Below are 14,265 nucleotides of genomic sequence, written 5' to 3'. Positions count from 1 at the left end.
AAGGGAATTCATGAAAGTTCGATGGGGACTGCTCGGGTGCGGCGACATTTCGCGAAAGCGGGTGGCCGACGCAATGATCGGTGATGTGAACAGCGAATTGGTTGCGGCTTGTCGACGCGATCAGGGATCGTTGCGGGAGTTTGGAAGCCAGTTTGGCGTGACGGAATTGACGACGTCGGCCGAAGCATTGATCGCCCGCGACGACCTGGACGCCATCTACGTTGCCACGCCGGTGCATCTGCATTGCGAACACACGGTCGCCGCCGCCGAAGCCGGAAAGCACGTGCTGGTGGAAAAACCGATGGCGCTCAGCACGGAAGAATGTCAGCAGATGATCGACGCCTGTCAGGCGGCCGGGGTGAACCTGGGCGTCGCCTACTATCGGCGGTTCTATCCGGTCGTCTCGCGGATGGCGGAGCTGATCCAGTCCGGTGCGATCGGACGCCCGTTGTCGATCCTGGCCACCACCGGCAATCCGCTCCGTTTTCCCGCCGATGACTGGCGGGTGGTCAAGGCGCAGGGCGGTGGGGGACCGCTGATGGATATCGGCAGCCACCGTTTGGACCTGTTTCTGCAGCTTTTCGGTAGCATCGAGAATGTTCAGGCCAGCTGCGTGCCCTCGCCCGACTACCAGGCGGAACAGGCCGCGACCGTGTTGGTCGATTTCCGCGACGGCGGGCAGGGCGTGCTGCAATGTTTTTTCGGAACCCGGTACACGCCCGACCGTCTGGAAATCATCGGCACCGACGGTTGGCTGTGCACCGACGATTTGAATGCCGGGGACTTGAGAGTCCAGATCGATGGCCGCTGTGAAACCGAGTCACATCCGCCGCACTCAAACTATCATGCCCCCTTGATCGAAGACTTTTCGCAAGCCGTCCTGGCCGGACGAACACCCCGCGTGACCGGTCAGATCGGGATGGCGACCAACCAAGTGATCCGTGCGGCCTACCAGAGCTCGGATCAGTAACAGGTTGCGGTTTTCCGATCCGGTTCCGTTTGTGTTTCAAAACATTCTCTCCCTTGAATCGTTTGGTTTTCCATGATCCGGTATTTCGTCTGCGTCTTGATTGGTTGTTGTCTGGCCGCAGTGATCGGACCTACGGCCGCCGTTGCCCAGCAAGAATCGAGCGCCAAGGCATCGCCGGCCGAGACGAAGAAGAAAAAGAAACCGCAGAAACCGTTCCGCTGGGTCAATCCGCTGCCCGAGCATCAGATAGCGGGGCTGGAGCACGCGACCTTTGACAGCCGGCTAGCGGATCAGGCGGTGGGCTACGCGATCCTTCTTCCGCCCGGATACGAAACGTCGCAGCAACGTTACCCCGTCATCTACTATCTGCACGGTGGGCGTCCCGGTAGCGAAGCCAAGGGCGTGGGCGTGGCCCGCGAGATCGTCCGATTGCGAGGTGAACACGAGGTGGCCCCCGTGATCTACGTGTTCGTCAACGGCGGGCCGGTCAGCCACTACAACGTTCCCGCTTCGATCGGCGTGCCAGGCCAGCCCGATGCGGTTGGTGCGGACGTCTTCATTCGCGAGTTGATTCCTCACATTGATGCGACGTATCGCACCATCGCCGATCGAAAGGGTCGAGGCTTGGAGGGGTTTTCACAGGGTGGACGGGGAACGATGCGGCTGTCGTTGCGTTATCCTGAAATATTCAGCAGTGTCGCCGCCGGCGGGGGCGGCTACGCGACCGAAAAACGGATCAGCGAGTCGCCTGATTCGGCCGAATCGGAAACGCTGCGATTTGCCAAGGGCGACAACACCTGGGATCTTGCCCGCACCTACGCTGCCCGTAAGGACGCTCCCAAACTCCATTTGATGTTGTACGTCGGCACCGACGGATTCAACTACGAGAACAACCTGCAATACATGCAATTCCTAAAGGAACTGGGGATCGAGCATAAGCCGTTGGTTGTTCCCGACGTCCCACACTCGGCCACCAAAATCTACGGGAAAAAGGGACTGGAGATCATGCGGTTTCATGAAGCGTCCTTCGCCCGTCAACGCCGGTAGAACAAAGGCGTTGATGTGTTCACCGAGCTAAAACGCCGTGTGGCCGGTTTTGACGTCTTGGTTGCGTTGGTCGCAAGTTCGGCCTTGGCCTACGTCTGGCCGTGGTTCGCGGATGGCTTCGATCCGTTTCGCCTGGATTCGACCTGGTTGTTGGGGCTGGTCTCGCTGACCATGTTTTGCCTGGGGTTGGTCGTTCAGCGAGAGGAGTTGGTGGAACTTCGACGCCGTCCCTGGATGGTACTTTGCGGAGTCGTGGTGCAGTGCACGCTGATGCCGGCGCTCGCTTGGCTGGTCGTGCAACTGTTGGGGCTGGAAGGGCCGATCGCGTTGGGCGTGCTGCTTGCCGGATGTGTTCCCGGTGCGATGGCGTCCAACGTGTTGACCATGACGGCCCGCGGGAATGTCAGTTACTCGGTCAGCCTGACATCGGTGGCGACCTTGCTTTCACCGCTGTCAGTTCCGCTGGCTTTGACCGTGGTGGCCGGATTGCAGACCGGTTCCGAGGTGGTGGATGCCAAACGGATGGCGGCCACGCTGTTCGGTTCCGTCGTTGCCCCGATCGTGATTGGCTATGGGGTCAAGCAGTCGCTGGCGTGGGTTCAGCCGTTGGCGTCAAAGGTCGCGCCCAAGGTGGCGACGTTTGCGCTGCTGTGGATCATCGCCTCGGTGGTCGCGGCCAACCGCGACCGGCTTGCGGGCGTGCAGGCCAGCTTGCTGGTCGGGCTGCTGCTGATGAATGTGCTGGGTTATTGCGGCGGTTACCTGGCGGGTTGCGCCTGCCGCATGCCGTCGGCGATGCGGAGGGCGTTGACGTTGGAGGTCGGGATGCAGAACGCCGGTTTGGGAACGGCGCTGGCAGCCAGTCTGTGGGGCGGCGAATCTCAGGCCCAGATTCCGACCGCGGCGTACACCTTCGGATGCATGTTGACCGGAACCGTGTTGGCCGCCCTGTGGGCCGGTCGGAGTGAACGGACGCCGCCGGCGAATTGATGGGATGGTCGCAGTCGCCCAAACGCTACTGGGGCAATTCCGCCATCCGCTGTCGAATCCGTCGCAAGACCCGCGACTTGGACTGATAGACGCTGGCGACCGACAGCCCGGTCAGTTCTGCCACGGCCGCGGGTGACTTGCTCTCCAGCGTCGTCAAGCAAAAGGCGGTCCAGGTCTTGGGTTCGAATTCTGATTGCGCCGCCGCCATCACTTGGCGGAGCAGGGGACTTTCGATCGTTTCGCCGCGGACCGAATCATCGATATCATCGGATTGTTGCTGCAATCGCACGAGTGCCTCGGTGCCGCCTTCGGCCTGCTCACGGGCCGCCCGCCGACGAAAATGGTCTCGGATGCGGTTGCGGGTAATCGTTGCGATCCAGGACCGAAAGCTGCCTTCGGCGGTCTGCCGCTGAAAGCCTCCGATGCCCCGCGCGATTGAGGTGAACACGTCCTGCACCAAATCCGGCGCGTCGGCGGGACTGACGCCGGACGTTCGGCACCAGCGGTAGACGATCGGTCCAAAGGTCTGGACCAGCCGGCTCCATGATTCGGGGTCCAAGTCGCGCACACCGGACAGGAACATCGATGACAATGTCGGGTGTGAGGGGAGCTCGGCGCGTTTGTCGGGCGGATTCATGGGACCAGTTTAGCCTGCCGGCCGTTCCCGCGGTCGGCCCGATCTTAGGCAACGCGTTCCGTGTTTCCCATCTGAGGAAACGTCGCCGATGGCCGAGGATTTCTCGGGTTTTTGTGATTTTCTTTTTTGGTGTCAGACGTCTGCGTTCTTCCTGGTAGAGGTCGATCCTGACCGATTGCGATGCTTGAAACCGTAGTGCCAGCGAGGAAAATGCGATGATGACCGCCACCGAATGCCCTTCTGCCGACCAATTGAAAGCGTTCACGCTGGGCTGCCTGTCCGAGGAAGACAGCGACGTTCTGTTTCAGCATCTTCGCGATTGCGAGCGTTGCAAAGCGGAATTGGAAACGGTCGATTCCGAAGACTCGTTCGTCCACGGTCTGCGCCAGCACGATGATCATCCGGGGCTGACCGATGAACCCGATTGCCGCATGGCGATGGCCAAAGCGTTGGCAGCGTTGGCGGATGCCGGCGAGGGATTGGCCGACTCCGAAGAGGACGATTTGCCGTCGTCGATCGGCGAGTACGATCTGGTACGACGCATCGGCCGCGGAGGCATGGGATGCGTGTATTTGGCTCGGCACACCAAATTGGGCCGCGAGGTCGCGCTGAAGGTCCTGGGCGGGCACCGGCTGGCCGACCGCCGCATGCGGGATCGCTTCGATGTGGAAATGCGGGCGGTGGGACGGTTGAGTCATCCCAACATTGTCACCGCCCACGACGCCCGCGAGATCGACGGCACGGCGGTGCTGGTGACCGAATACATCGACGGTCTGGATTTGGGCCAGCTGGTGACCCGGATCGGCCCCCTTCCGATTGCCGACGCTTGCGAGATCACGCGCGTCGTCGCAACGGCACTGCAGTACACCAGCGATCAAGGGTTCGTGCACCGCGACGTCAAGCCATCGAACGTCATGCTCAGCCGACAGGGCGACGTGAAACTGCTGGATCTCGGTCTGGCGCGATTCCAATTCGCCTCGGCCGGTGAGCCGGAAATCACCGGGACCGGGCAAACGTTGGGAACCGCCGATTACATCGCCCCGGAACAAGTCGTCGATGGACGCAGCGTCGACTGCCGATCGGATCTGTATTCGCTCGGCTGCACGCTATTCAAGTTGCTGACCGGAGTTGCACCGTTCGCCGATCCAGATCATCCCACGGTGTTTTCGAAGCTGAATGCCCATGTTTCCAGTCCGCCGCCCAGTCTGGCGGAACGACTGCCCGAAGCGCCCAAGCCGCTGGTCAAGTTGGTGGATTCGATGTTGGCGAAAGATCCCCAGGGACGTCCGCAGTCCCCCGGTGAGGTGGCCGAGGCTTTGGTCCGATTCAGCCGGGGAGCCGACCTGGTCGCCCTGATCGATCGGGCGGTCAAAATGGATCGGCCCGCGGAGCAGGTTGCCGCGTCAAGCGTCAGTCCAAGGCTGCAGCCCTGGCACCGCCGGCGGGTACCAATCGCCGCAGCCATCGGTGCCGGAATGCTGGGATTGCTCGCCGGCCTGGCGATGGGCTTGTGGATCAAGATCACTTACCCCGATGGCACCACGGTGAAGCTTCCGGCGAGTGGTGCCCATGTTGAAATGGTGCAGGATGACGCGCCGATTGCGGACCAGAGCGGAAAGGAAACGGCGGTTGAGCGTGCGGCGGCAACGCCCGCGGGGGCACCGTCGGCGGACAAGTTGCCTGACGCGAATGACTCCGACGGGATATTGGGGGCTTTGTCCTTCGCCATCATTGCGGATCCCTTCAATACCGACACCAAGGCAGCCGAAGCAGCTCTTCGCGAAGCGTTGAAAGCTTCCGATGGTTTCGACCAGATGGTGGGCAAGCCGAGCAACACGCCCCGCGTCGTCGAAACCCCACACGGAACGTGGGTTCCATTGGCATCGTCGGTACTGTTAAGTGAAGCCGTGTCGGTTGATGTCGATGGCCAACCCTACGGGTTGATCAAGAATCCGGCCCGCGACGGCGTGACGTGGCCAGAGATCAAGGGCCAGATCTTGCGATACCAGGATCAGTACCAGGGGATCGAACTGAAATTCACGCCGCCGGTCGGCGAGAAACTACGTCGTTTGACCTCGGACCACTTGAATCAGACCTTGGCAATTATCGCCGACGGCAAGATCCTCGCCGCCCCGCGAATCCTGTCCGCTGTCGCCGCATCGGTCCAGATCACCGGCGATTTCACTCACGAGGAACGCGCGCGGCTTCGCGAGGGGCTGTCGGCCGGGTTGGTCGAGGGCGCCGTGCGTCCGCCGCTGTCGGGCTCGTCCTTAGAGTCCATGCAAGACGCGGCCCAAGCTCGGGCTCGGCGGCTCGCAACCGTCCGGCGGCTACAAGGAATGTGGCTGCCCGATCCAAAATTGAATCGAGATACCCATGACAGATTGACTAGCGTGATTGTCATTGAAAAAGACCAATTCTTCTTGATCAATCCGATGCTGACCCCGCCCAACAACTTTGCCACCGGGGACTATCAGGTGCGAGATCTTGGAGAGGACCGATTTGAGTTGGAATTGAAACACGCCGAACGTGGTACCGCCGTCTTTGACGCCACCTGGGACGATCAGGGATTGCATCTGACGTATGAGGTAGAAGAGTCGGTTTTTCCCGGATTGCAGCAGAATGCGTGGGCAGGAAGAGGGATTCCGGGCAGGCCACAGGTTTGGCATTTGACCAAGTCGAATGCGATATTCGCGGGCGAGCTTTCGGAAGCACTCAACGTCAAGGGCGCCGAGCACAGCCCCGAGCGAATCGCGTTGGCACTGATCGACCAATTCAAACGGGGTGGCGAGTCCAGCTTGCCGGGCAAACAGACGATGACGCAATCGCTGATTGATGTTTCACTCTCGATGGGCCGGTTGAAGCAAATCGGGTTAGCTTTTCATAACTTCTACCGGGCCCACCGTTTCTTGCCGGCGTCGAAGAATCTGCCCAAAACCGCCTCGGAAAAAACCGGCAAGAAGTATCCCTACAGCTGGCGTGTCGCGCTGCTGCCTTACCTGGACCAGGGCGAGTTGTGGGGAAGCTATCGATTCGACCAGCCCTGGGACAGCGAGCACAATTCCAAGCTGATCGAGCAGATGCCCGACGTCTACCGGAGCCCGCGTGCGGAGCCCGGCGAACGCGCCGGGCACACGCACTTCCTGGGTTTTGCCAGTGATGTTGGGGCGCTGGGGAAAGCCGGCGGGCGGAGCTTTATCGAGCTGACCGATGGCACCTCCAAGACGGTGTTGCTGATCGAATCACCGTCCAGCGTCCCGTGGACCAAGCCCGAAGACCTGGATGCGATGGTGACCGATCTGTATCAGCCGACGCTGTACCTGATGGCCGACGGGAGTGTCGGTCAGGAAGAGAAACTGAATGTCGATCGGTTCCGGAAAATGATCACGATCGCCGGCGGAGAATCGATCGAGGACGAGTGATTGGCTTCGGTGCCTCGTCGGGGATCGATTTGCCAGGACAGGTTTGGGGGACCGTGGCCGGCGTTCTTTTCAAGGCTTTACCACTCGATTCTGAAATTCACCCTTCCTCCGGGGAGGGTCAAAGGCGAGGCACGAGCCTTTGGGGAGGGTTTGTTCGTGAACCCACTGAAATCAATCGGGCCGGGCAACCCTCCCCGCGTCGTCGCGGGGCTCCTCCGCGACCCTCCCGGAGGGAGGGTGAAGCCAAGCCGCGCGCCTCAGGCGTCACTGGCAGAAGTTGTCGACCACGCCCAGGCCTTGGACACCCTTGGCGCGAAATTGATCGGCGATTGATGCGACGTCCTGTTGGCTGGTTTGACGGATGTCGCGGACGATCAAGCAGGAGTCCATCGCCGCGGCGATTCGGGACGCCGGCCAGCTGGCGGCCGTCGGGCCGTCGAACAACACCAGATCGAAACAGTCGGTCACGCGTTGGCACAGTTGGTCGATCTCATTGGGTGTGACCGGCGCCTTGGACTTCAAGCTGGTTGTCAGCGGCAACAGCGTCAGCGTGTCTTCCAGCGAAAGCACCGCAACACTCTCCAGAGTCTCACCGTGACGAATGGCCGTGACCCAGTCGGAGTCGATTTCCAGGCCCAGGTGATCCACCAGATGCGGTGATTCCGCATCGACATCGACCAACGCCACGCGCAAGCCCGATGCGGCGGCCGAGATCGCCGTCCCGATGGCGACGGTCGACCGACCCTCGCCAGCGGAGACGCTGGTCACCAGCATGGTTTGCAAACCTGCTCGCACGGCTTGATTCATTTGGACCGCGATCGAGCGGAAGAACGATTCGTCGAAGAACAAGTCGGCGACACGCTGGGGAATGTCGAAGGCGTCGACCTCCCAAGCTGCGCCTGCCCAGCGTGTTTTCTTGCGGGACTCCGTTGCGGAGGGCGAACGACCGGCCGGATGGCTCTGACCGGACTTGTCCGGATGGGTCGCTGGACCCGGAGTCGGAGCTTCTGTCTTGGCGGGTTGTTGCGTCGCCGTTTTCTCCACTGGTTTTGCGGCCGGTGATGATCCGCCCGTCACGGTGGAGTTGATCGGCGGGCGTGAAGCGGTTGCGGCGGATTTTGACGCGGAGGCACCGGATGAGTTGAGCTCAGCGACCGCCGCAGCATTCACCGGCGGGACCGGCGTCGACGAATCCGTCGGCGCGTGGCTCGTCAACGGGGCCGACGTGGGTGTTGATTCCGGTGCCTGGCGTGATGTGGCTGCCGTTGTGTTCGTCGCGCCCGGTGCCGTGGTGGGAGTCGGACGATCGACGGGGCCCGCGGTTTGGTTTCCACGGTTTGTGTGCCTGGAGCCCGGAGGATCGGCGCGATGGTTTACCGATCCTGGGTTGCGATCCGCCGGATCCACGCTGGGAATTGGATCGGTTGTGACGAATCGCGGAACCTCTTCCAGCGGGCCGTGCCATGCGTCGAGTGCCTGCGTCGCTGCCGGCGTGTCGATTCGCAAGCTTTGGCCGTCAAATTCGCCGACCCAAGTCTGGTCAACCCCGGTCGGGTCGACCGCGTCACGCGATCCCGTGTTGGCACGATGACTTGCCGCCGGCTGTCCGGAAGCCGGAGCATGCTGTCGATCGTCTTGGGAGACGGCCGCTGTGCCCGATGGAGACTCACTGGACGCGGCGTTCCGGTCGGCGGACTGATCGCGCGTCGGATCCTGTGTGGACAAGCGACGGTGTCGGGCGAACGCGCCGATAAATGATTCGTCGGTCTTCATGATGGTCTGCTTCGGTCCGGAGACATTCAATTGGAGGGTTTCGACGCGCCGGCTTCCCAGGCATCCAAGATTCCCAGCAGGTCACCCATCGCGTGGGGTGTGTTGCTGTAGCGGAATCCGCTGCCGCCGGCGGGAGCCGGGGTGGATTCGGACGGCAGCGACTCGGCTGCTTCCGGGCCGCTTTCGGTGGTTCGATAGGCAACGATGGCTTCGGGAGAATCCGCCGCCGAGGGTGTCGTCCAAGTCGGCGTGTTCGTCTGGCGTGACGTGGGCGCACCCAGAGCCCCCGGGGACGTCGAGCCACTCGGGGGTGTCGAGGTTTGCGACGACGCTTCGGCCGGGTCGCTGGAGAGGGCCCGGTTCAAGGCGTTCTCGATCGAGTCGGATTCCAACGCCTGAGCCGCGTCAACGATTTGCTGTGCCGCGGAAGGAGCGGTCCCGGATTCGGGCTGCGCGGGTCTCAAATCGGTGGTAGCCATCGGCGCCACGGAAGCACTGGGGGCCTTCCCAAGGTGATCGTGTGACGGGTGGTCCGGCGGAGAGAATTCGCCCAGCGAATCAGGCACGGCCTCCGCCATCGGCGGTTCGTGGGAGACGGAGTCGCTCGGTCGGAGGGCCAGTCCCGCTGCGAATGCCAGCGAGACCAGCAGCAATGCCAACGCCGACATTGACGCGATCGGGTTGAGCCGGATCAGCGAATCGGCGCGACGGATCCAGGTCTTTGCCAGGGACAGGCTTCGGATGGATCCGCCCGGTTCGGCCGCCGGATCGTCGGCGTCCTGTCGGCCGTCTGGGTTTTCCTGCGCGAAGTTGTCGTCTTCCACGGACGGTGCCGAACCGATCGCTTCAGCGGACGCGTGGCGCATCGGCGCTGGTTCCCAGGACGCGTCGGCGTCGGGGGGCGTCACGGGTTGCGGCCACCAGGCGGAATTTGGCGGCGTGTCGCCGGCAGGCGCCTCGTCGAAATGTTGCGTTCCCGGCGGCGGATTGACGTGCCCGGCCGGCGGTCCCTGGTGCGCCGCGTGACAGGCTTGTTCGATCGGCTGGCGGTCATCCGCAGGTGCCAGTTCGGAAGGATCAATGGTTAAATTGGGCAGCTCGAACAGGATCGGCAGGGCTGCGGTCGCTCCCGGCATTCCGGCCACCGCTCCAGACCGCCCGTTGGAAGGGGGTGGGGGTGTCCGGCGCGGAGTCGCCTGGGCCGGACGCCCGGACGGAATACCCTCCCGGGACACAGGCGGCGCGGGCTCGGCGAGTGCGATCGCCGCGTGCGGCGGGTGGGATCGGTGGGGCGAAGGGGGCCGGTCGATTGGCATCGGACGCGAGGTAGGATGCGAACTCATCGGCGGCCTGGAGGTGTCACGTTGCTGGTCCATCAGCGATTTTCCACGGTGGAGTCTGTCCTCTGACTGGTGCGGAATAACGAAACGGAGACACCGACGGCAAGGCTGAATGCGGGCGACTTTGGCGGTTCGCCTTGTGATTTTTCCCTGTCCCGCGAGAATAACGGCGTTCAAACACCGACACTTTCCTACGAATTCAACATGCTTCAAGTCGATTCGACGTCCAATTTACTGTCCGAACTCGTTCGCGAACGGATCCTGCTGCTCGACGGTGCGATGGGCACGATGATCCAGCGGTTGGGGCTTGATGAGGCCGGGGTCCGGGGAGAACGCTTCGCCGATCACCACAAAGATTTGAAGAATTTTTCCGACATTCTGTGCCTGACCCATCCGGAAAAAATCACCGACATTCACCGCGAGTACTACGCCGCCGGCTCCGACATCGTCGAAACCAACTCCTTCGGTGCCTCGCCGGTCGGGATGGTGGAGTTCGATCTGCCGCTGGAGCTGGTCGACGAGATCAACCGCGCGGCGGTGGCGTGCGCCCGCAAGGCCGCCGACGAGTGGACCGAACGCACACCCGACAAGCGGCGTTTCGTCGCCGGATCCATCGGACCGACGACGATGCAGTTGGCCATCAGCACCAAGGTCGACGATCCGGCCTTTCGCCAAACAACGTTTGAGGAGATGCGGGCCAGCTACCGGGCCCAGGTTGCTTCGCTGGTCGATGCCGGGGTCGATATCTTGTTGCCCGAGACGGCCATTGACACCCTGAACCTGAAATCCTGTCTGTTCGCAATCCAGGATTTCTTCAATGAGGGCGGACGCCGCGTCCCGGTGATGGTTAGCGGAACCTTTGACAAGGGCGGGCGCACTTTCGTCAGCGGCCAATCGGTCGAAGCTTTCTTCACGGCGTTGGAGCACTTTCCGATGCTGTCGATCGGAATGAACTGCGCACTCGGTCCGGACGTGATGCGTCCCCACATCGAGGAGCTCTCGCACGTCGCCAATCTGCCGATCAGCTGCCACCCCAACGCCGGGCTTCCCAATGAAATGGGCGAATTCGATCTGGGTCCCAAAGCGATGGCGGAGATCGTCGGTGAGTACGCCGACAACGGATGGATCAACATTCTGGGAGGCTGTTGCGGCACGACGCCGGATCACATTCGGGCGTTCGCTGAGCGCATCGAAGGTTGCAAGCCAAAGCAGGAGTCACCGGGCCCGGTGTACACCCGCTTGTCGGGACAACTGCCGATGGTCATGCGGCCGGAAGTTCCCTTCACGATGATCGGCGAACGAACCAACGTCACCGGCAGTCGCAAGTTTGCCCGGCTGATCCGCGACGAGAACTACGACGAAGGCGTCGAAGTCGCTCGGGAGCAGGTGCAGAACGGTGCCACCATCATCGACATCAACTTTGATGACGCGCTGCTGGACGGCGTGGAAGCGATGACGCGGTTCTTGCGTCTGATCTCCGGTGACGACGTGACCGCCTCCGTGCCGGTGATGATTGACAGCAGCAAGTGGGAAGTCCTGGAAGCCGGTCTGCAGAACGTCCAAGGCAAAGCAATCGTCAATTCCATCTCGCTGAAGGATGGTGAGGAGGAGTTCCTGCGGCGGGCCAACCTGGTGCGCCAATACGGTGCCGCGGCGGTGGTGATGGCGTTCGACGAAAAAGGGCAGGCGGCCACCGAAGATGAAAAGGTGCGGATCTGCAAGCGGGCCTACGATCTGCTGGTCAACAAGGCGCACTTCCCGCCGGAAGACATCATCTTCGACCCCAACATCCTGACCGTTGCCACCGGGATTGACGAGCACAACAACTACGCCGTCGATTTCATCAACGCCGTGCGACGGATCAAACAGGAATGCCCTGGCGCGAAGACCAGTGGCGGCGTCAGCAACATCAGTTTCTCCTTCCGCGGCAACGACCGCGTCCGCGAAGCGATGCACAGCGCCTTCCTGTACCACGCCATCGAAGCGGGCTTGGACATGGGGATCGTCAACGCGGGCCAGTTGGAGGTTTACGAGGAAATCCCCAAAGACTTGCTGGAACACGTCGAAGACGTTTTGCTCAACCGTCGCGACGACGCCACCGATCGGCTGCTGGATTTCGCCGAAACGGTCAAAGGATCTGGCAAGAAAAAATCAACCGAGGACCTCACTTGGCGTGAAGCACCCGTTGCCCAGCGAATCAAGCACGCATTGATCAAGGGCATCGACAAGTACATCGAAGAGGATGCCGAGGAGGCGCGGCAGAGTTTCGATCGTTGTCTGCAAGTGATCGAAGGCCCGTTGATGGACGGCATGCAGGTCGTCGGCGACCTGTTCGGCGAAGGCAAGATGTTTCTGCCCCAGGTCGTCAAATCGGCGCGCGTGATGAAGAAAGCCGTGGCCTACCTGGAACCCTTCATGGAACAGGAAAAACTGGATGCCGGTTTGGAGAATGCTTCCGCTCGCGGCACGTTCCTGATCGCCACCGTCAAGGGGGACGTCCATGACATCGGCAAGAACATCGTCGGCGTCGTGTTGCAGTGCAACAACTTTGAAGTGATCGATCTGGGCGTGATGGTCAGTTCCGATAAGATTCTCGAGGAAGCCATCAAGCACAATGCCGACATGATCGGGCTGTCCGGTCTGATCACGCCCAGCTTGGATGAAATGATCACGGTCGCTCGCGAAATGAAACGGCAGGGGATGACGATGCCGCTGCTGATCGGCGGAGCGACAACGAGCGCCAAGCACACCGCGGTCAAAATTGCGCCCGCCTACGAAGCGCCGGTCGTGCACGTCAAAGACGCCAGCCGCAGCGTGGGCGTCGTGGAACGGTTGCTCAGCGAAGAGTCCCGTGACAAGTTTGTCGCAGAGAATCGCGAGCAGCAGGCCAAGCTGGTGTCCAGTTTCCAGGACCGCAAGCAGAAGCTGGTTCCCTACGCCGAGGCGTTGGAAAAGCGATTCGCCACCGACTGGGACCAGGTGCGGATCGACAAGCCGTCCTTCACCGGAACTCGAGTGTTGAAGGATTTTCCCCTGGCGGAAATCCGGGAGTACATCGATTGGTCGCCGTTCTTCATGACCTGGGAGTTGAAAGGGAAGTATCCCAAGATTCTGGAGGACAAGGTGGTCGGCGAGCAGGCCAAGGAATTGCTGCGGGATGCCAACCACATTCTGGATCAGGCGATCGCCGATGGCAGTCTGAAGGCCAACGCCGTCTACGGATTCTGGCCGGCGGCCAGCGACGGCGATGACGTCATCCTGTACACCGACGAGTCACGCCAAAAGGAGCTGACGCGATTCCATTTCCTGCGGCAGCAGTGGGAGCGTAAAGGTCAAAGCGACTACCGTTCGTTGGCCGATTACGTCGCCCCGGTGGGCTCCGGTCGCGAAGACTACGTCGGCGGTTTCGTCGTCACCGCGGGAGTCGGTGCGGAGGAACTGGCGTCGCAGTACAAGGCGAAGCACGATGACTACAACGCCATCATGGTCCAGGCGGTCGCCGACCGATGCGCCGAGGCGTTCGCCGAGTTGCTTCACCAACGGGCCCGCCGCGATTGGTCTTACGGAGCCGAAGAAAGTCTTTCCCACGAGGATTTGATCTCCGAAGCCTATCGCGGAATCCGTCCGGCGGCCGGCTACCCCGCCTGTCCCGACCACACGGAGAAACGGACCTTATTTGACTTGCTCGATGCCGAAGCGAATACGTCCGTTGAACTGACGCCCTCATTCGCGATGATGCCCGCCGCTTCGGTCAGCGGTCTGTACTTCGCACATCCCGATGCACGGTACTTTGCCGTCGATCGGGTGACCCGCGATCAGATCCAAGACTACGCGAAACGCAAGAACTTGACCGTCGCAGAAGTCGAGAAGTGGCTGTCGCCCAACCTGGCTTACCAGCCGGAATGATTCGCGGCTCGATTTCGCGATGCTGCCGGTGCTTCGCTCAGATGTGTTCAGACAACACCTGGCGACATCCGGACGTAGCCACGCTCGCCAGAGCGTGGAATCCGGCGTAGCCACGCTTGCCAGAAGCGTGAAAGCCCGATGTAGCCACGCTCGCCCAGAGCGTGGACCGCGTGTAGGGCC

At 61.7% G+C, this 14,265-nt stretch carries 8 protein-coding genes; 5 read left to right on the top strand and 3 right to left on the bottom strand.

Annotation, left to right across the window (positions count from 1 at the left end; translation table 11 throughout):
* The first annotated feature begins 10 nt into the window (after positions 1-10).
* The 3 genes from FYK55_RS09340 to FYK55_RS09330 all read left to right on the top strand — a co-directional run bounded on the left by FYK55_RS09340 (position 11) and on the right by FYK55_RS09330 (position 3,007).
* On the top strand, positions 11-970 hold the full coding sequence (locus tag FYK55_RS09340; protein ID WP_150076128.1) for a Gfo/Idh/MocA family protein: 960 nt from the start codon (positions 11-13) through the stop codon (positions 968-970).
* Between the two features lie 72 nt (positions 971-1,042).
* A complete protein-coding gene (locus tag FYK55_RS09335; protein WP_150076127.1) occupies positions 1,043-2,017 on the top strand; it encodes an alpha/beta hydrolase in 975 nt (324 codons plus the stop codon).
* Between the two features lie 15 nt (positions 2,018-2,032).
* On the top strand, positions 2,033-3,007 hold the full coding sequence (locus tag FYK55_RS09330; protein ID WP_150076126.1) for a bile acid:sodium symporter family protein: 975 nt from the start codon (positions 2,033-2,035) through the stop codon (positions 3,005-3,007).
* A 25-nt stretch (positions 3,008-3,032) separates the two neighbouring features.
* Here FYK55_RS09330 and FYK55_RS09325 read toward each other — a convergent pair whose 3' ends face one another.
* The gene (locus FYK55_RS09325) at positions 3,033-3,644 is read right to left on the bottom strand and encodes an RNA polymerase sigma factor (protein WP_235908550.1); all 612 of its coding nucleotides are present in this window, start codon (positions 3,642-3,644) and stop codon (positions 3,033-3,035) included.
* 215 nt (positions 3,645-3,859) lie between these two features.
* Here FYK55_RS09325 and FYK55_RS09320 point away from each other — a divergent pair, with 215 nt between their 5' ends.
* On the top strand, positions 3,860-7,066 hold the full coding sequence (locus FYK55_RS09320; protein WP_150076125.1) for a protein kinase domain-containing protein: 3,207 nt from the start codon (positions 3,860-3,862) through the stop codon (positions 7,064-7,066).
* A 264-nt stretch (positions 7,067-7,330) separates the two neighbouring features.
* Here the strand turns inward: FYK55_RS09320 and FYK55_RS09315 are convergent, their stop codons facing one another.
* Positions 7,331-8,839 (bottom strand): tyrosine-protein kinase family protein, encoded by a 1,509-nt coding sequence (locus FYK55_RS09315; RefSeq protein ID WP_150076124.1) that lies wholly within the window; start codon positions 8,837-8,839, stop codon positions 7,331-7,333.
* A gap of 26 nt (positions 8,840-8,865) precedes the next feature.
* Entirely contained in the window at positions 8,866-9,975 is a 1,110-nt protein-coding gene (locus FYK55_RS09310; RefSeq protein ID WP_150076123.1) for a hypothetical protein, read from the bottom strand.
* Positions 9,976-10,383: 408 nt separating this feature from the next.
* Between FYK55_RS09310 and metH the strand changes: the two genes are divergently transcribed.
* On the top strand, positions 10,384-14,085 hold the full coding sequence (gene metH / locus FYK55_RS09305) for a methionine synthase (RefSeq protein WP_150076122.1): 3,702 nt from the start codon (positions 10,384-10,386) through the stop codon (positions 14,083-14,085).
* The last annotated feature ends 180 nt before the right edge of the window (positions 14,086-14,265 follow it).

Source organism: Roseiconus nitratireducens, from assembly GCF_008629675.1.
GTDB classification, from domain to species: domain Bacteria; phylum Planctomycetota; class Planctomycetia; order Pirellulales; family Pirellulaceae; genus Stieleria; species Stieleria nitratireducens.
The sequence above is the reverse complement of the archived record's forward strand: the minus strand, read 5'-3'. Positions and strand labels throughout refer to the sequence as shown.

What these genes read in the sequence shown, in the direction of transcription:
- FYK55_RS09340 (WP_150076128.1), top strand. Translation starts at nt 11, where the DNA reads ATGAAAGTTCGATGGGGACTGCTCGGGTGCGGCGACATTTCGCGAAAG.
- FYK55_RS09335 (WP_150076127.1), top strand. Translation starts at nt 1,043, where the DNA reads ATGATCCGGTATTTCGTCTGCGTCTTGATTGGTTGTTGTCTGGCCGCA.
- FYK55_RS09325 (WP_235908550.1), bottom strand. Translation starts at nt 3,644, where the DNA reads ATGAATCCGCCCGACAAACGCGCCGAGCTCCCCTCACACCCGACATTG.
- FYK55_RS09320 (WP_150076125.1), top strand. Translation starts at nt 3,860, where the DNA reads ATGATGACCGCCACCGAATGCCCTTCTGCCGACCAATTGAAAGCGTTC.
- FYK55_RS09315 (WP_150076124.1), bottom strand. Translation starts at nt 8,839, where the DNA reads ATGAAGACCGACGAATCATTTATCGGCGCGTTCGCCCGACACCGTCGC.
- FYK55_RS09310 (WP_150076123.1), bottom strand. Translation starts at nt 9,975, where the DNA reads ATGCCGGGAGCGACCGCAGCCCTGCCGATCCTGTTCGAGCTGCCCAAT.
- metH (WP_150076122.1), top strand. Translation starts at nt 10,384, where the DNA reads ATGCTTCAAGTCGATTCGACGTCCAATTTACTGTCCGAACTCGTTCGC.